Consider the following 16465-nt stretch of genomic DNA (forward strand, 5'->3'; position numbering starts at 1 on the left):
CTCGGAGACTGACGTCCGTCCGCCCCACCGGTCACCCATAGCGACCAATCAGGGACAGGTCGTGTTAGAGCTCGCGGACGTGGATCAGGGAGCTGATGGCTAGATCACGCCGAACGCGGGTGTCGGACAGTCCGTCGACCACTACCGCTGCACCACACCAGGTCGCGCCGGCGGCCTCGACCAGTGCCCGAGTGGCCAGTGCCTGACCGCCGGTCTGGATCCAGTCATCGACGAACAGCACACGATCGCCGCCCTTGACGAGGCCTCGCCTGAAGCCGAGCGAGAGATGGCGATCCCGGTAGTCCGGTGGTGTCGTGCGCTGGAGCCATGCGTCGCTGTCGGCCAACGGCTCGTCGTCCTTCCGAACCTCGACCAGCCCAATGTCCAGCGCCGTGGCCACCAGTGCGCCGAGCATCGAACCTCGGGACTGCGGACCGAGGACCACGGTGGGTTTCGCCTCGGGAACGAGGTCACCGAGAGCGGGGCCGAGATCGGCGAGGAGAGCAGGGTCCCGCCACCACCCGGTCACATCAGCCAGCGACCGCGCATCTGTGCGATCACCCCGCCAAGCGAACGTGGCTTTCAGCCGATCGCGGAGATCTGCGGTCGAATTCACCGCTGAATGATTCCCGCAGGGGCGAGCCGTGATCGCGCGCCACGCCCAGGCGGCGTCCGCGCGCGTCGTCCCAGGTTTCCTTAGGACAGCCTTCCGAGCTGTGTCCTCAAGCGGCCCACTTGCGCACACGTGGACCGTGCTCGGGTGGCCATACTTCCGCCGTGACGGAAGCTGACAGCAAGCACCGCATCGAGCTGCTCGAGGAGTCGCTGGCTGAACTGCTGGAGTTCGTCGTGGATCACGATTTCTACGACGACCAGCTGGATAGCCAGACAGCCTGGCAGCAGCGGCTGGAGCCGCACGTCCGCCCGGACGGCCTGGCTCCGCTGGCTCCGTTGTACGAGGACGTGTTCGTGCGTTTGGACGAGTTACCCGCCGACGTCGAGGTTCTCTCACGCATCGTGCAGCGTGCCGAGGCGCTGCTGGCCGGTGGTTGACTTGAGGGGGCGCGGGGACGTGCCCGGCTCCGCCGTCGCCTTGCCCAACGCAGATCCGCTGTTGCCTCGGAAGACGAGGGCTAAGGCTGTCCGCGGTGCCGCCGTCCTTCCCACAGCGGCCCTCTGAGGAACAGCGGTGAGCCCGAACTCCGCAGGGGCGGCTCCACACGGCGAATCGGTTAGCGTGCGCCAGTGACCGATGGCGGCGGCATCGAGGAGACCCTGGAGCACTACCTGCGCGTCGCCCTCCGCTCGCCAGAGGACGGGAGCAGAGCGGTCTCGCTCGCGGTGGCCAACGTGCATGTGCCTGTCCAACGAGCCCTTGCAGAACTCGGCCAAGTGGCGGTGCAGACGGAGGAGGACATCGGCGACATCTCGTGCGTCTACGAGGTGAGTGGGCCTGGGCCTCAGGGGGCCGTCGTCTTCATCTCGACCGTGTTGCCGTACGCGGCGGTGATCCTCCGCCAAGACGGGCGCTATCTCCGGTTTGCGACGGCGGCTGACAGTGGATGGCCGGGCAGCGTGGTCCAGTGCCTTACGGACCGAGGCGTTTTCGTCCTATCGGAGGCGGTCTGCCGGTCGAAGCGACCGAATGCGAGTTGGCATGGCGGCCCCACGCACTCCTACTTCGAGGACCTGTTCGAAGATGAGTTCGGTCCTCCGGAGGACTGGTTCTGGGTAGAAGGCTCAGAGCCGGCGGAGAACGGGCGGGACGGTCGCTGAAGCCGCCTCCCAGGTGAGCCGGCGCTGACGTCCCTGAGCGGGCCATTTTGAACTAGAAGTGTCGCCTCAGTGACCCGGCGCGGCACCCTGACGTGTCAGGGCCGCCCAGCGGGGACGCAGACGTAGGGTCCGTCTTCTGCCGTACCGCAAGTTGCCCCGAGGAGACGCCGTGGACGATCGGTGCTTGCGGGTGGTTCGACTGCGGCTCCCGGGTCTGACCGAACTGCTCTACGTCCTGCGACAGCACGGCCGCAGTGTGGACGACGAGCGGTACCCAGGGGCAGAACGACTGCTGGCGGCGGATGGTCATGTGGTAGCCGCCACGAGCCCCAGTCGGCTGATTGCGGCCAACGTCGGTGACGGAGCTTTGGCCGCGCCGGTACAGCCGGGGATGCTGGTACTCGACGTCCGGGCGGTCGGTCACCGACTTGGCCGGTCACCGATGCGCTGGACGGGCACCACGAGGGGCGCCATCGTCGAGTTCGACGATCTGGTCTGGGATGCGGCCGCAACTTGTGACGACATGGATTGGGCTGAGCGGGTGCGCGACGGAGCAGGCTTTCACGCCCTCTACGACTTCGTGTGGGGCGACGCGAACGAGCCGCCGCCCGGTGCACAGAGGCGGGCCCTGTGGGGCGCGATGGTCGCGCAACTCGGGGACCACCTGGTCGTGGTCGACCGGCACCGCCAGCTCTGAGGCCGCTCTGTGTCCCAGGGCGGCCCACTATGGGTCGCCGAGCGCCGGTGTTCGAACCACTCGCCGTGCCGGGCAAGTCGAGCTGGGCGCCGACTGCCTCGTGCCTCCTTCAGCGGAGGCGGGGACGTTTCGTAGGACGATGACGGTCACCAGAGCCCCACATGGCATGGGGCTGCTCACCTCGGCGCCGGTGAGAACGGTCGTGCACCCAAGCGCCGCCAACCTCAACGGCGAAGCCAACAAGGGCCAGCAGGCCCCCAAGGACTTTGTGTCCGCTCATCATCAGCCCGAGTCCGCACAGAGCACCCGCTGCGCCGCCGACGAGCATCAACGCTGAAATCGGCGACCGCAGGGGATTACTCACCGGCGGTGTCTATCAGAGGAATCGCTGGTCAACTCGTTGCGCAGGAGCGCCCCGCCTCGAACGGGTGCCCTAACGCGGAGATCAGTAGGCGGCTGTTGGTGTTGCGGTGAGCACCGTGGCCTCCCGTCCGGGGAATCACCGGCGTCCGTGATCGCCGTCCAGACAAGCAGGCTTGCTTGTCCCTGAGCGGCCCACTCAGGGACACCCATGCATCTGCCGAAGATGACGTGGTCGGCGGGGAAGGTGGGCATGGTCGAGAGTTCGTGCAGGGTTTGCGGTCTCAATGAGGACGACGAACGCTGGGCGGGGACGAACCGTGCTCAGTACGTCGTCTGCTCCTGCTGCGGCGCGGAGTGTCCCGCCCCGGGTTCAGTGGAGGCTCGGAACTGACGCGGCGACGGTAGTCGCCGCGGTGTTGTGCCGGTAGAAGTCGTCTTCGTGCTCGGCCGGCGGGACCAGCCCGATCTCACCGTGCAGCCGTCGGTGGTTGAACCAGTCGATGTACTCGGCGACGGCGATCTCGAGGTCGTCGATGCCCTTCCAGGGCCCGCGGTTGCGGACCAGCTCGGCCTTGAAGAGGGAGTTGAACGCCTCGGCCAGGGCGTTGTCGTAGGAGTCGCCGGTGGAGCCGACGGAGGCGACCGCGCCGGCCTCGGCGAGGCGCTGGGTGTAGCGCACGGCGACGTACTGGACGCCCTTGTCCGAGTGGTGGACCAGCCCGGTCACGTCGTGGCCGGCGCGCCGGCGGGTCCAGATGCCCATCTCCAGGGCGTCCAGGGCGAGGTCGGTGCGCAGCGAGCGGGACAGCTGCCAGCCGACCACCCGGCGGGAGAACACGTCGATGACGAAGGCGGCGTAGACCCAGCCGGAGAAGGTCCGGCAGTAGGTGATGTCGGCGACCCACAGCTGGTCCGGGCCGGTCGCGGTGAACGCCCGTTCCACCAGGTCCGGGCGGGTGTCCGGGGCCGCGCCGGGCACGGTGGTGCGCGGGCCTTTCGCCCGCGTGATGCCGCGCAGGCCGGCGGCGCGCATCAGCCGTTCGACGGTGCAGCGGGCCACCGGGTGGCCCTGCCGGCGCACTTCGGCAATGCACCTTGCGGGCGCCATAGACCCCGTAGTTGTCGGCATGCACCTGCTCGATGACCTCGGTGGTTGCTGCGTCGGTGACCGATCGCGCCGACGGCGGGCGGGTGCGGTGTGCGTAGTAGGTGCTCGGGGCGATCTTCGCGCCGGCCTCGGTGAGGACCGCGCAGATCGGCTCGACCCCGTGTTCGAGCTTGTGCTGATCGATGTAGGCGACGATCAGCGGGAGGGGCGGTCGAGCTCCGCCGCGAAGAAAGCCGACGCGCTCTTCAAGATCGCATTCGCTCGACGAAGCTCGCGGACCTCACGCTCGAGCTCGGCCAGCCGGGTGGCGTCATCGGTCGTGGTGCCCGGTCGGTGGCCCTCGTCGATCTCGGCCTGGATCACCCAGTTGCGCAGCGTCTCGGCGTTGATGCCCAACTGCGCGCCGATCCGCTTCAACGCCCCGGTCCGGGTCGCCGGGTCACGCCGCGCCTCGACCGCCAGCCGGGTCGCCCGCTCACGCAGCTCGTCGGGGTACTTCCTCGGTGCCGCCATGACTCTCATCCTCACGTGGATGGAGAGCCTCCATCAGACCCGGGGCGGGATAAAGTCAGGCGTGGATGATCTCGATCTCATGTCAGTCCGTGATTACCGCTCGAAGTGGATCGCCGCCGGGTGCGCTTGGTTCTCGCCAGACGAGCGGCCGGCCGAATGGCGGCTTAGTCGTCAGATGAGTGGGCTGCCGACCGCATGGAGGTGACTCAGCAACGGTCTCCGATTCGGATGTCCTCAAGCGGCCCACTCAGAGACACCGTTGATCCTCGCGATCCCTCCATGCCAGGCGGCTAGCCGAACAAGCTCCCAGAGCCAAGTGTCAGCGCGATGGCGCGCACACCGACCGCAAAGTCATCCCAGGCCCGTCTGTCCGGTCGAGTGCCAAAAGCGAGTCTTCGGGAGCGGAAGCGGGCGCGCTCAAACGCGCTGGCACACTGCCAGCGTGTCGACTCTGCCTCGAACATGCCGTTGCGGCTGCGGTGAGACCGTCAGCACCTCGGCGCTCTACCGCCCCGGTCACGATGCCCGGCATGCCTCTCTGGTGGGACGTCGGCTGCGCGAGCTCGGCACAGCGGATTCCTCGGTGCTTGATGAGTTGCCCAGTGAGGCGCTCCGAGCGAAGGCCGTGGCCATGCTCGGCAATGGGTCCGCTGATCCCAAAGTTTCCGCGCCGTCAGTGGCTCCAGGAATACTTACGGCCCCGACGTTGCCGACGGTGGCTGCTCCGGTTGATGGCCGCAGCACCGCCGAGCTTCTGAATGGCTATGTGCAGATACTCGCTGAACTAAGGCGCCGAGGGGTTGTTCGCTCGAACAACGCACCAGCGGGCGACTTCGGGGAATGGATTGCGTGTCGGGCGCTGGGTGGCGCACTCGTCGACAACTTCTCGGTGAAGTCCTTCGACCTCACGACGCCTGACGGGCAGCGAGTTCAGGTGAAGACTCGGGTGGTCAGTGTCCCCGTGCGGAACAGCCAGCTGCAGACCAGTGTCTTCCGTTCGTGGGACTTCGAACGTGCCGCTTTCGTTTTGCTTCGGGACATCGACTACAAGGTGCATCGCGCTGTTCTGGTGCCAGTAGACGTCGTCCGGGAGAAAGCTCGTCACGCTGATCATGTCAACGGCTGGCGGGTGTCAATGACGAGCGATCTGCTCGACCACCTCGACGCTGAGGACTTCACCGCTGCCGCGAGGAGGGCGGCCGCGACGGCGTGACGTCGCGGCCGACACAGGGTGTCTCTTAAGCCGCCCTCACGGCCAGGGGCAAGACCCCGTGCATTGACTACCCGTTCACAATCCCAACACCACGGAAAGTGAGATCAGCACAAGTGCGCACGAGCGGCGCGCAGGAGGGCGTCCGCCCCCGAGAAAGTCCCCCCAGCCTCGACAGCCTTGGCGAGGAACTCGGCGTCGTTCTCCCCGCTGGGCGGAAGCAGACACACGGCGTTTCCGACGTCAACGAGGCTGCGCAGGCTGGTGCGACTCTCTTCGCCGGTGATGACCCCGCCGTCGAATAGATCGATGAGGTAGTCGGCCTCGTCCTCGGTGAAGCCGGAGGTGTCCAAGCTTTGCGCGTCCACCCCCAGCACGGCGCCGGCAACGGCGCAGCCGCTCAGGCAGGTGACCCCCAGAACCAGGCCGAGCAGAACAGTAAGCAGGCGCCCTCGCACCGCCCGCACACTAGGCCCGCTCAGTGATGACCCAGCGCTTCGACAGCGACAACACGCTCAAGATCGCCCAAACGAGTGATGCCCCGCACTTGTAGCTCGTGCCTCGGCTGCCAACGTTCGCCTAAACGGCCCACTGCGGGTCACCTGCGCCCTCCACTTTCTGGGTGACCCGCCGCCCGTCATCACTGCCGCGTGCCAAGTCGTGCGCGAAGATTTCTCGACTGACGGATCGAGTCGGCGAACCAAGGGCGCGGGGAGCAGCGTGGGCACCACTGAACGTCATCCTCGTCGCTTGACTCTTGGTTCTGGCGCTCATCCCAGCGCCGCAGGGGGACACTTTCACGGGCAATGCTCGGGAGCTAGCCGGCAACGTCGTCGACTCACTGCGCGGCGATCCGAGGTTTTGCGGGGACGCCGACACCAGCGGTCGACGGCCGCTTGGCTGCTGGCCACGTTGGCGCTGATCACCGTCGCTCTGTCAGCCTGCTCGGACGCTGGGTCTTCCTCCGCGCCGACAGTTGCTGCGACAACTACCGCGGACACTCCGCCTACGCGCGCAACCAGCACCGCGGAAGCTGCGATCGCACCTGCTCTCACAACGCTCATCCCAGAGTCCATTGCCTCCGAGGCAAATAAGGCGTGCGCCTGGGAATGCCTGACGGCGTATGACACCTTCTATCTTGGCGACCTAATCGAACACGGTTTCGAGATTGGGCCCCCCTATCAAGACCAGGCGCAATACATCAAGATCGGCGAGGCCGTCTGTGCTCGACTGAGTGAAGGTTTTACCCTGCCTCAGATCTTCGCAACCACCTCGTCTTCGAGTGACCGACAGAGGTTAGAGGTGATGGCGGCAGCGGCTGGACGAACCTACTGCAAGTTGCCGAGGTCCTCTCCTGGGGAAGAGACGGGCGGCGCGCGGCCGACGGCGCCTGCCGGGCAGCCATGTTCTCCGCTGTCGGCGGCCGTGACGTCTTTCCATCAGCAAGTTCAGGCAGCATTCCCCGGAGGGGAGATGCCCACGACCGGGTCGAATGCTGCCTTAAGCGCCCTGACCGACGTCGTGCTAGAGGTCGTAGACTTGTGTGGATATCAAGTGATGGTCGACATCGCCGATCAGTATCCGGACCCTCTCTACACCTGGCTGCACTCCACCGCAGTGTCCGCGCTAGGCGAAATCTCTGCCCTTCCCGATGGCCTGCGGTGTGCTGAACTTTCGATGCTCGGGCTGGGGCCAAAGCAAGCGGTGGACTATTGGTTCCTATGGGGCGCTCCGGATCTCATGGACGCCGATAGGAATGGAGTCCCCTGCGAAACCGTCTGGCCTGAAGTTGCGAGGTATGTGCCCTCGACGTAGTGACATGCCGGAGGAGGCGATCGCACCGTTGCCGCTACTGTTGCCGCACGACGGCTGCGGGCCCGAGCGGGTGCCCGAGCCTGGTGAGCAGGTAGCGGAGCCGGCCCTGATCGCGTCAAAGTCACCCCATCGCTGATTGACACGGTGGGGGCCACATCCACCACTCAGCGGGACGTCACCCCGCATGGGTGGTCCCTGTACCTGCCGACGATGGAGCACTTGGTGCGCCGGCAGTCGCTGTGTCCCTGAAGCCGCCTTCTGGGACACCTGCCCCTGTCCAGGACCGGCTGTCGCTGGCGACCGGCGTCGGGCTGCAGTAGCCCTGCGGTCACACCACCGCCCACTTCGCTTGTGACTGCGCTCAGTCAGGCGTTCTCCGGCAAGGCAACGCGCGAGACGATGCACGCGTGGTCAAGCGCCGAGTTGAGGATCCTGGGGTCCTGCACCTCAACGCCCAAGTCCGGATCTTGTCCGGCCTCGCGGCCGGGGATGACGACGTTCTCGTGCTCCTGGGCGCGGTCGCGCCCTGCGACGTTCCCGGTCACTTCACGCCCGACGTCGCCCTGCTCGAGGTCGCGGCCACCGCACTCGGCCTCGCCTGCCCGCCAGGGAGCGATCCGCTGGAGTACGAGGGGCTGACAGACCGCTATCTCTCCGATCAGATGCTGGACGGGCGCACGCTGCGCTACCGCACCCAGTACGCCCTCTACGCCGCGGCGTGCCTGGGTGGCGGACTGCTGCCCGATCTCCTGCGAGAGGCCGGGGCCTGGGAGCCGCGGCTGTGGACCTACGCCGTCTCGGCGGTCGTCCTCTACACACGGGCCGCTGCCGACCGCTGCGAGCAGACCGTCCCCGACATCGCCGTCCGAATCGCCGAGCAGCGCGGGCTCACCCTCACCGCCCGCCCACCGTCGATCGGCTGACCCCGAAGGGTCCGGAGCGCGCCGCACGGCCTCGATCGCCGATCCCCGCCCGGCGGCCGACCAGCTCGACGCGCTCCACTGTCACCTTCTCCCGAAGACAAGATCACCATCCGACACACCTCATGCACTCGGGCGGACGCGATTCGTTGTGACGAGTTGCTCCGCTCAGAGCAGTGAGGCCAGCACCGTCAGCAGGGGCGCCGATGAGGCCAGCGTTCGTGGGGGAGTGGGCACGTTCTGACGATGCCTGGCCCACGTCAGTTCCAGCTCGTCACTGACGCCTTCTCGGTCATGCCTGCCCCGCCTCAGGTGGGCGCCACGAGAAGGAGGACGGACGTGAGCGACGAGCAGTTGAGCATCTCGGGGGTTCCGACAGGCGGCACTCGGCGCCAACCTCGCAGTCGTCGACCGCTTCGACCGGCCTTGGTGCCTCATGTGGACCCGAAAGCCGCAGCCCCGGGCCCTCCTGTCCGAGCCGCCGACGGTCCTGGCAGTGCAGCGCACAGTGGAGCTGCGGGCTCGCGCATGCTCGGCGTCCAGGACGTCGACGACCTCGGCCTACGCACCGACCTGGTGACCGCCTGCCGCATCGCGCTCGGCATCGGGTCCACGACGGCCTACGCGCTGGCCGGCCGGGACGAGCTTCCGTTCCCCGCCTACCGCGTCGGCCGGCAGTGGGTGGTGCCAACCGCCGGTCTCCGTGCATTTCTCGGGCTGCCGCAGCAACGGTCAGCTCAGGGGTGACAGAGGTTCGACGCGACGTCACCCCGACCGGTGCGCTCCCGATCCGCGCGGGACGAGGGCGGCGGCAGCCTCGGCGGCTTGCCGGCCCACGCCCTCCAGCAGATGTGTGTAGGTGTCCGACGTGATCCGGATGCCGGAGTGCCCGAGACGCTTCGAGACGACGGTCATGTCGACGCCGGCCGCCAGCATGATCGACGCCTGCCCGTGCCGGAGGTCGTGCAGCCGCACCCGCCGCAGCCCGGCGTCAGCGACGAGAGCCTGGAAGGTCCTGGAGACGACCTCGGGCTTGAGGTAGGAGCCGTCCTCGCGGGCGAACACCAGGTCGTGCTCCTCGTACGCCGCGCCGAACGCTGCCCTCTCCGCGTCCTGCTGCAGCCGGTGGGCGATCAGCGATCCTGCCGTCGAGGCGTCGAGATCCACCCGCCGGTCCTCGCCGCTGGCGGTCTTCGGCTGCCCGACCACGCTCTCGTAGCCGACCTGCACCACTGACTGGCGAACCCACAGCACCCGCTTGTCCAAGTCCACGTCACCCCAGCGCAGACCGACGACCTCACCGCGGCGCAGCCCCGTCATCGCCAACACCTCGAACAGCACACCCAACCGGTGGCCGGCGGAGGCGTCCAGGAAGGCGCCGAGCTCCTCGGGCTCCCAGGGACGGACCTTCGGACGGCGGGTGGGCTCCAGCTCGGCCAGCGCCGCCGGGTTGTAGGGGATGACGCGGCGCCGGACGGCGTCGTTGAGCGCCGACCGCAGCGTGGCGTGGATCCGGCGCACCGACGACGGCGACAGCCGCTTGGACCGAGTGCCCTGCCGGCGCAACGACGCCAACGCCCGGTCGACGTCGTCCACGGTCAGGTCCGCAAGCCGGTAGTGGCCGAGCAGCGGGATCCAGTAGTCGCGCAGGTGCCCTTGGGTGTGCAACGCGGTGGACGGCCGGAACCGGCCGGCGTCCTTCTTCCGCTCCAACCAGCTCTCCAGGTAGCCGGCCACGGTGACCCGCCGCTGGTCCTGCACCCGCACGCCCTGTCCGGTCACCGCGAGCGATGCCTGCAGCGCGGCCCGGGCGTCGGCGGCGGAGTCGTAGCCGCCCCGCCGGACCTGACGTCGCCGTCCGGAGGGATCGCGCACGTCGTGGGCGAAGAACCACGATCCGTGCCGCTTCGGGCAGTTCTTCCGCCGGCCCGCCGCGTCAACGGCCGGTGGGCAGCTGCACCGCTTGAACACCGTCCCGGTCACTGACCACTCCCTCCGCTCCGGCCGATCGCCCACCCGATCGAGCGCGGGGTTCGAGCGGTGGTGGGGAGCGTCGCGGGCAGCCCTGACACCACTCCAGCGGGGGAGGCGCTGGGCACGAACTGGGCACGCCGTAGCCGGCGGTACCTGGTCAGCGGTGGTCGACGGCGGTGCCCATCGCCCCCTCTGACCTGGACGAACGGTCTGGCACGGCGGCATACGGCGGTGCCTGGTGAAGTCCCGGAGGCGCTCGTAATGAGAAGGTCGTCGGTCGGATTCCGACAGGCGGCTCTCCACCTCCCAGCCAGTCGACCCCGGCCGTTGATCACCCGGACGGGTGACCGGCACCCGGACCAGCCTGCGGAAGCAGCTCCCGGAGGTCGATGACAGGTCCATGGAGCAGCTACAGCGACCGGCGACGGTGCGGCGCCGACCGGCGTGGACGCTGCTGGCCACCGTCGCCTTCTCGTTGCTGTACGCCACCGGCGTGGGCGGTCGTCCCGCCGGTCTGGCCTGGGACCGGGCCTACGACGTCGTCCTGTTCAACCTGCCCTACCTGGCCGCGACGGCCGGCTGCTTCGCCGCCGCCGTCCGGGTGCGGAGCGAGCGGTTCCCCTGGACGGGTCTCGGCCTCGCGCTGGCGTTGAGCGCGGTCGGCAACGCGCTGCGTGTGCTGGCCGCCGACGTGAACGGCAACGGGCCCGCGACCACGCTGTCCCTCGTCTTCACCCTCGCCGGGTACCTGATGCTCTACGTCTTCGTGGTCGGCATCATCCGGGCGCGGGTGCCCCGCTTCCACCCGAGCATGTGGCTCGACGGCGTCATCGGCGCCCTGGGCAGCCTCTCCCTCGGTGTCGCCTTCGTGCTGGGCCCCTACCTGTTCCCGCACGCCGGTGAGCGGGTCGTGTCGCTGCCCGAGCTGGTCGGCCCGACCAGCGACGTGCTGCTCCTGGCGGTGCTGGTCGCGGTCGGCTCCATCCTCGGCGCCCGGTTCGACCGGATCCTGCTGGCGCTCGCCGTGGGGCTGACCTTCGTCGCCGGCTCGGACATCATCCTGTTCTCCCTGCAGTACCAGGGCCGCTACGTCGACGGCGGCCCGCTGGAGCTGGGCTGGCTGACCTGCATGGTCCTGGCCGCGCTGGCCGCGTCCTGGGCCCGCGAGCAGCCCCAGCCCGCCGACCCCGCCGTCGGCTCCCGGATCGGCTGGCGGCTGCTGGCCGTGCCGCTGGTCTGCACCGTGGCCAGCCTGTTCGTGCTGGGCTACGGCTGGCTGTACCCGATGCCCGCCGTCTCCGCATACTTCGCCATCGCCTGCGTGCTGGCCGGCATCGTGCGGATCGCGGTCACCTTCAACGAGGTCCGCGGCTTCAACGAGGTCAAGCTCGAGGCCCGCACCGACGAGCTCACCGGGCTGGCCAACCGCCGGGCCCTGCTGGCCCGGGCCCAGGCCATCCTCGCCGCGGCGACCCCCGCCCGGCCGGCCGCCCTGCTGCTGCTCGACCTCGACGGGTTCAAGGAGGTCAACGACAGCCTCGGTCACCCCGCCGGCGACGACCTGCTGCGCCAGGTGGGGCCGCGGCTGCGCAGCGCGCTGCGGGCCGAGGACGTCCTCGCCCGGCTCGGCGGCGACGAGTTCGCCGTCATGGTGCCCGACACCAGCATGGCCGAGGCGCAGGCCCTGGCCCACCGGCTGCGCGAGCTGCTGCTCCAGCCGTTCACCGTCGAGGGCATCCGGCTGCACGTCGGCGTCAGCATCGGCGTCTCGACCGCCCCGGTCCCCGCCGCCAGCGTGCAGGAGCTGCTGCGCTCCGCCGACGTCGCGATGTACACCGCCAAGAGCACCCGCGAGGGCGTGCACGTCCACGTCCCGGACACCGCCAAGTCCGCCGGCGACCGGCTGCGCACCATGGAGGAGCTGCGGACCGCGCTCACCGACGACGAGCTGGTCGTCTTCCTGCAGCCCCAGGTCTCCCTGGGGGACGGGACGGTCGTCGGCGCCGAGGCGCTGGTCCGCTGGCAGCACCCGACCCGCGGGCTGCTCTCGCCGGCCGACCTGCTGCCCGCCGCCGAGCAGGCCGGGCTGCTCGGGCCGCTGACCGACCAGGTGCTGGAGCTCGCCCTCGCCGCGGCCGGCCGGTGGTGGACCGAGCAGCAGGTGGCCGTGTCGGTGAACCTGACCGCAGCCAACGTCACCGACCTGGACCTGCCGAGCAAGGTCTCCGCGGCCCTGCGCCGGCACGGGCTGCCGCCCCGCGCGCTGACGCTAGAGCTCGTCGAGGACACCCTCATGGCCGACCCGGAGCGCGGCCGCACCGTGCTGGGCGACCTGCGCCGGCTCGGCGTCCGGACGTCGATCGACGACTACGGCACCGGCTACAGCTCGCTGGCCTACCTGCGCACCCTGCCCGCCGACGAGCTCAAGCTGGACCGCAGCCTCACGGCGGACGTCGACTGCGACCCGCGGGCCGCCGCGATCGTGCGGCACACCGTGGCGCTCGCCCACGACCTGGGGCTGAGCCTGGTGGCCGAGGGCGTGGAGGACGTCGCCACCGGCGCGGTGCTCGCCGAGCTCGGCTGCGACGTGGCCCAGGGGTACGCGATCGCCCGCCCGATGCCGGTCGCCGACTTCCTCGCCTGGCTCGCCGCGACCGCGGCCGCCGCCGAGCTGGACCCGACGGCCGCCTGACCTCGGCGACGGGCTGACCAGCGCGGTCGGCCAACTTCGGCACATCTCACCAGCGGACACGCCGTCGCGCTCGCGCGCGCTGTGTTGCTGACCCGCCACGCTGGGTTCCGTGACAGCCTCCCCGATCACCGCCACCGACCTCGTCCGACCCCACCTCTTCGGCACCGGCGACCGGCAGCCGCTGCCGACGGGGACCGAGCAGTGGCGCGACCTCGCGCCCGACATCCTCCGCCAGCGGCTGGTGATCGAGGGCGTCCCCGCGCACCCGGTCGACGACGAGCTCATCCGCGGCTACCTGTCCGCGCTGTCCCGCGCGGTCGACATGGTGCAGCTCATCGAACCGGTGACGCACCGCTCCGACCTGTACGGCTGGGCCGGCTGGATCCACTGGGAGACCTCCGGCGCGCACTTCTACGCCTGGGAGCAGCCGCGGCTGTTCTTCTCCGTGGACCTGTACACGTGCAAGGCCTTCGACGTGGACACCGCCGTCGCCTTCACCCAGGACTTCCTCTCCGCGAGCACGATCGTCGCGAAGTCCTTCTGACGTGGGAACCGCTCCTCCGCCGGCGCCCGGCGGCCCGGTCCACCCGCAGCTCTTCGGGACCAGCAGCCTGGCTCCGCCGGACCGCGGGCTGCGGCTGGTCGTCGCCGACACCGCCGCCGAGGTGGCCGCCGCCCAGGCGCTGGAGGCGGAGGTCTTCCTCGACTCGTTCGACAACACCCCGGAGGTCATGGAGCAGGAGTACGGCCACTATGCCGACCGCTCCCGCTACGTCGTCGTCCTCGACGACTCCGACGGGTCGGCGCTGGGGATGATGCGGCTGATCGTCCCGGACGCCGCAGGTGAGCTGAAGACGCTGACCGACGTCGCGGGCCCGCCCTGGCAGGTGTCCGTGCCGGACTCGCTGCGCTCGGCCGGTCTCGCCGACCGGGTGGTCTGGGACGTCGCGACCCTCGCCGTCGCCCGCGGGCACCGCAGCGGCGCGGGCCGCGGGGAGGTCACCCTGGCGCTCTGCCACGGCCTCTACCGGTTCTCCCGGCTCAGCGGCGTCGAGGGCTGGGTCACCGTCCTGGACGACCGGGTGCTCCGGCTGCTGCGGGTGATGGGCGTGCCGTGGACCGTCATGCCGGGCGCGGGGTCGGAGTACTACCTCGGCTCCCCGGCGAGCACGCCGTGCGTCTGCCTGCTCGACGACATCGCGCCGAACATGCGGGCCCGCCGGCCCGATGTCGCCCCCGTGATGCTCGACGGTGAGCTGCCCACCATCTCCGCCACCCCGGCGGACCTGGCCGCCGGACGCGGCGAGCGCGTCGGCGTCACCTACGGCTGATCTGACGTCGCTCCGTGTCACCATCTCCGCGCCGCCATCGCGGCAGCCCACAGCCGCGGACCCGGGACGACAGATGACACGGCAGTCAGGCCAGGACCGGCCACACCGTCGGAGGGGCGCGCGCTCGGTCGTCGTCGCCCTGGCCCTCTGCTCGATCGGCCTCGTCGCACCGCCCGCCTCCGCGGCGCCGGCCGGGACGACGGCGCCGGCGACGTCCGGGACGGTGAGCCCGTCGGCCACCTCGCTGCTGCCCGCACCGGGGTTGTACGACGCCAGGGTGTTCGGCACCCGGGTGCGCCTGGACTGGGTCGTCGTCCCCGGAGCCGTGGGCTACCAGGTCCGTCGCGACGGTCATCCGCTGCCGCCGATCTCCGGGGCGAGCACCGGCAGCTGGTCCGACGACGACCTCCAGGTCGGCGTCAGCTACTCGTACACGGTCTCCGCAGTGGACTCCCGGGGTGTGGAGGGAGCCGAGTCCCGCGCGGTGACCGCGGTCCCGGAACCGCCGGTGCCCGCGCCGACCGGTCTGGTGGTCACGGTGAGCCCGGGGCGGGCCGAGCTGAGCTGGGACGACCTCGGCCCGTCGGCGGAGTACCTCGTGCTGCGCGACGGGCGGAGCCAGCGCGTGTCCGGCAGTGCGCGGTGGTCGGACACCGACCTCCTCGCCGGGCAGTACACCTACCGGCTCGCGCGGCCGGAGGCCGACGACCACCCGGGTACGCCGTCCGACCCGGTGACGGTGACCGTGCCCGGGGAGCCCTCGACGCCGATCAGCGTCGTGTACCGGGCCCTCGGTGGGCCCGAGGGCGTCCTCGGCCACTCCGTGACCGGTGAGTACGCCCGGGCCGGTGGCACGGTCCGGGACTACGCCAACGGGTCGGTCCTGCTGGCACCCGGTGCGACGACGGCCTACTACACGGACTTCGGCGCGAGCCGGTACGCCCAGCTGGGCGGCCCCGCCGGCAGTCTGGGCTGGCCCACCTCGAACCCCGTCGACCTGGCCGGGACCCCCATGCGGTACGCCGGCCACCGCCAGGAGTTCCAGGGCGGCAGCCTCTACGAGTACCCCCTGACCGGTGGCCCGCACCTGGTGACCGGCGTGATCCGGGACAGGTGGCGAGGACTGGGCGCGGAGGCCGGCGCGCTGGGGTACCCGCTGACGGACACGGTCTGCGGCCTGCGCAACGGCGGCTGCTTCCAGCAGTTCCAGGGTGGCAGCCTGTACTGGTCCGCCGCGACCGGTGTGCGGCGCATCGAGGGCGCCATCGGGTCCAGGTGGGCGGCGCAGGGCTGGGAACGGGGCACCCTGGGCTACCCGACGACCGACGCGGTCTGCGGGATCCGGGACGGCGGCTGCTACCAGCACTTCCAGGGCGGCAGCGTCTACTCCTACCGCTACACCGGCACCTGGGTCGTCGGCGGTGCCATCCGGGACCGGTGGGCCGCCCAGGGGTGGGAGAACGGTCCGCTGGGCTACCCGATGTCCGACGAGGCCTGCGGCCTCCGGGACGGCGGCTGCTACCAGCTGTTCCAGTGGGGCAGCGTCCACTGGTCACCCCGGACCGGGCCGCGGATCACGGAGGGCGCCATCCGCGACGCCTGGGGGGCGCAGGGCTGGGAGCGGGGCGGCCTGGGCTACCCGACGACGGAGGCGGCCTGCGGCATCCGGGACGGCGGCTGCTTCCAGGTGTTCCAGGGCGGCAGCGTCTACTGGTCCCGCGGCACCGGCGCACTGCCGGTGTCCGGGGCGATCCGGGACGCCTGGGCGTGGCAGGGCTGGGAGAACGGCCGGCTCGGCTACCCGATCAGGGGTCCCGTCTGCGGCCTGCGGGACGGCGGCTGCTTCCAGGTGTTCCAGGGCGGCAGCGTCTACTGGTCCCCCCGCACGGGCGCACGTCCGGTCTCCGGGGCGCTCCGGGACGGCTGGGCGTCGCAGGGCTGGGAGAACGGCCGGCTCGGCTACCCGGTGGGCGACGCGTACGGCGTCCCCGGTGGGTCGGCGCAGGACTTCCAGCAGGGCACCGTCAGCTACCGGGACAACCGGGTCAGCATCACCTACCGCTGAC

General features: G+C 70.1%; 17 protein-coding genes and 1 other annotated feature. Of the genes, 12 read left to right on the forward strand and 5 right to left on the reverse strand.

From position 1 onward, the window contains the following. Nucleotides 1-64: 64 nt before the first annotated feature. A complete protein-coding gene (locus MODMU_RS03385) occupies nucleotides 65-616 on the reverse strand; it encodes a phosphoribosyltransferase family protein (RefSeq protein WP_014738763.1) in 552 nt (183 codons plus the stop codon). A gap of 161 nt (nucleotides 617-777) precedes the next feature. Here MODMU_RS03385 and MODMU_RS03390 point away from each other — a divergent pair, with 161 nt between their 5' ends. From MODMU_RS03390 to MODMU_RS28310, 4 genes are all read left to right on the forward strand, one after another. Then, nucleotides 778-1053, forward strand: a complete 276-nt coding sequence (locus MODMU_RS03390) for a hypothetical protein (RefSeq protein ID WP_014738764.1) — start codon at nucleotides 778-780, stop codon at nucleotides 1051-1053. Nucleotides 1054-1245: 192 nt separating this feature from the next. Continuing rightward, nucleotides 1246-1776: a hypothetical protein gene (locus MODMU_RS03395; protein WP_014738765.1), complete on the forward strand. Its 531-nt coding sequence runs from the start codon at nucleotides 1246-1248 to the stop codon at nucleotides 1774-1776. Between the two features lie 169 nt (nucleotides 1777-1945). After that, entirely contained in the window at nucleotides 1946-2473 is a 528-nt protein-coding gene (locus tag MODMU_RS28305) for a hypothetical protein (protein WP_166503385.1), read from the forward strand. A gap of 166 nt (nucleotides 2474-2639) precedes the next feature. Then, nucleotides 2640-2810 carry a hypothetical protein gene (locus tag MODMU_RS28310; RefSeq protein ID WP_166503386.1) on the forward strand — a complete coding sequence of 57 codons (171 nt, stop codon included), beginning with the start codon at nucleotides 2640-2642 and terminating at the stop codon, nucleotides 2808-2810. 396 nt (nucleotides 2811-3206) lie between these two features. Here MODMU_RS28310 and MODMU_RS29920 read toward each other — a convergent pair whose 3' ends face one another. Together MODMU_RS29920 and MODMU_RS29925 are read right to left on the reverse strand one after the other, a co-directional pair. Further along, the gene (locus MODMU_RS29920) at nucleotides 3207-3965 is read right to left on the reverse strand and encodes an IS3 family transposase (RefSeq protein WP_331437102.1); all 759 of its coding nucleotides are present in this window, start codon (nucleotides 3963-3965) and stop codon (nucleotides 3207-3209) included. Between the two features lie 85 nt (nucleotides 3966-4050). Then, nucleotides 4051-4179, reverse strand: a sequence feature (AL1L pseudoknot). After that, on the reverse strand, nucleotides 4140-4457 hold the full coding sequence (locus MODMU_RS29925; protein ID WP_014738770.1) for a transposase: 318 nt from the start codon (nucleotides 4455-4457) through the stop codon (nucleotides 4140-4142). (Overlaps the previous feature by 40 nt.) 541 nt (nucleotides 4458-4998) lie before the next feature. Between MODMU_RS29925 and MODMU_RS28315 the strand changes: the two genes are divergently transcribed. Continuing rightward, nucleotides 4999-5670, forward strand: coding sequence for a hypothetical protein (locus MODMU_RS28315; protein ID WP_166503387.1), 672 nt, complete (start codon nucleotides 4999-5001; stop codon nucleotides 5668-5670). 104 nt (nucleotides 5671-5774) lie between these two features. On the opposite strand, the gene MODMU_RS03425 is transcribed toward MODMU_RS28315, so the two are convergent. Next, on the reverse strand, nucleotides 5775-6125 hold the full coding sequence (locus MODMU_RS03425; protein WP_014738773.1) for a hypothetical protein: 351 nt from the start codon (nucleotides 6123-6125) through the stop codon (nucleotides 5775-5777). A gap of 262 nt (nucleotides 6126-6387) precedes the next feature. On the opposite strand from MODMU_RS03425, the gene MODMU_RS30270 reads away from it, so the two are divergent. From MODMU_RS30270 to MODMU_RS03435, 3 genes are all read left to right on the forward strand, one after another. Then, complete coding sequence (locus MODMU_RS30270; protein WP_430699187.1) at nucleotides 6388-7482, forward strand: DUF732 domain-containing protein; 1095 nt, start codon at nucleotides 6388-6390, stop codon at nucleotides 7480-7482. A 503-nt stretch (nucleotides 7483-7985) separates the two neighbouring features. Next, nucleotides 7986-8405 carry a hypothetical protein gene (locus MODMU_RS03430; RefSeq protein WP_231851757.1) on the forward strand — a complete coding sequence of 140 codons (420 nt, stop codon included), beginning with the start codon at nucleotides 7986-7988 and terminating at the stop codon, nucleotides 8403-8405. A gap of 525 nt (nucleotides 8406-8930) precedes the next feature. Further along, nucleotides 8931-9149 (forward strand): helix-turn-helix domain-containing protein, encoded by a 219-nt coding sequence (locus MODMU_RS03435; protein WP_014738777.1) that lies wholly within the window; start codon nucleotides 8931-8933, stop codon nucleotides 9147-9149. 18 nt (nucleotides 9150-9167) lie between these two features. Here MODMU_RS03435 and MODMU_RS03440 read toward each other — a convergent pair whose 3' ends face one another. Further along, entirely contained in the window at nucleotides 9168-10385 is a 1218-nt protein-coding gene (locus MODMU_RS03440; RefSeq protein ID WP_014738778.1) for a tyrosine-type recombinase/integrase, read from the reverse strand. Between the two features lie 391 nt (nucleotides 10386-10776). Here MODMU_RS03440 and MODMU_RS03445 point away from each other — a divergent pair, with 391 nt between their 5' ends. The 4 genes from MODMU_RS03445 (at nucleotide 10777) to MODMU_RS26700 (ending at nucleotide 16464) form a co-directional block, all read left to right on the forward strand. Further along, nucleotides 10777-13068, forward strand: a complete 2292-nt coding sequence (locus MODMU_RS03445) for a putative bifunctional diguanylate cyclase/phosphodiesterase (RefSeq protein WP_051144113.1) — start codon at nucleotides 10777-10779, stop codon at nucleotides 13066-13068. 109 nt (nucleotides 13069-13177) lie between these two features. Continuing rightward, nucleotides 13178-13612: an S-adenosylmethionine decarboxylase gene (locus MODMU_RS03450; RefSeq protein ID WP_014738780.1), complete on the forward strand. Its 435-nt coding sequence runs from the start codon at nucleotides 13178-13180 to the stop codon at nucleotides 13610-13612. Between the two features lies 1 nt (nucleotide 13613). Continuing rightward, nucleotides 13614-14399, forward strand: a complete 786-nt coding sequence (locus tag MODMU_RS03455) for a GNAT family protein (RefSeq protein ID WP_014738781.1) — start codon at nucleotides 13614-13616, stop codon at nucleotides 14397-14399. A 73-nt stretch (nucleotides 14400-14472) separates the two neighbouring features. Continuing rightward, complete coding sequence (locus tag MODMU_RS26700) at nucleotides 14473-16464, forward strand: hypothetical protein (RefSeq protein ID WP_014738782.1); 1992 nt, start codon at nucleotides 14473-14475, stop codon at nucleotides 16462-16464. The last annotated feature ends 1 nt before the right edge of the window (nucleotide 16465 follow it).

Origin of the sequence: Modestobacter italicus (assembly GCF_000306785.1) — a bacterium.
GTDB classification, from domain to species: Bacteria; Actinomycetota; Actinomycetes; order Mycobacteriales; family Geodermatophilaceae; genus Modestobacter; species Modestobacter italicus.

Excerpts from the sequence above, each read along its gene's own strand:
- MODMU_RS28310 (WP_166503386.1), top strand. The coding sequence starts at position 2,640 with ATGGGGCTGCTCACCTCGGCGCCGGTGAGAACGGTCGTGCACCCAAGC.
- MODMU_RS29920 (WP_331437102.1), bottom strand. The coding sequence starts at position 3,965 with ATGCCGACAACTACGGGGTCTATGGCGCCCGCAAGGTGCATTGCCGAA.
- MODMU_RS29925 (WP_014738770.1), bottom strand. The coding sequence starts at position 4,457 with ATGGCGGCACCGAGGAAGTACCCCGACGAGCTGCGTGAGCGGGCGACC.
- MODMU_RS03435 (WP_014738777.1), top strand. The coding sequence starts at position 8,931 with ATGCTCGGCGTCCAGGACGTCGACGACCTCGGCCTACGCACCGACCTG.
- MODMU_RS03445 (WP_051144113.1), top strand. The coding sequence starts at position 10,777 with ATGGAGCAGCTACAGCGACCGGCGACGGTGCGGCGCCGACCGGCGTGG.
- MODMU_RS26700 (WP_014738782.1), top strand. The coding sequence starts at position 14,473 with ATGACACGGCAGTCAGGCCAGGACCGGCCACACCGTCGGAGGGGCGCG.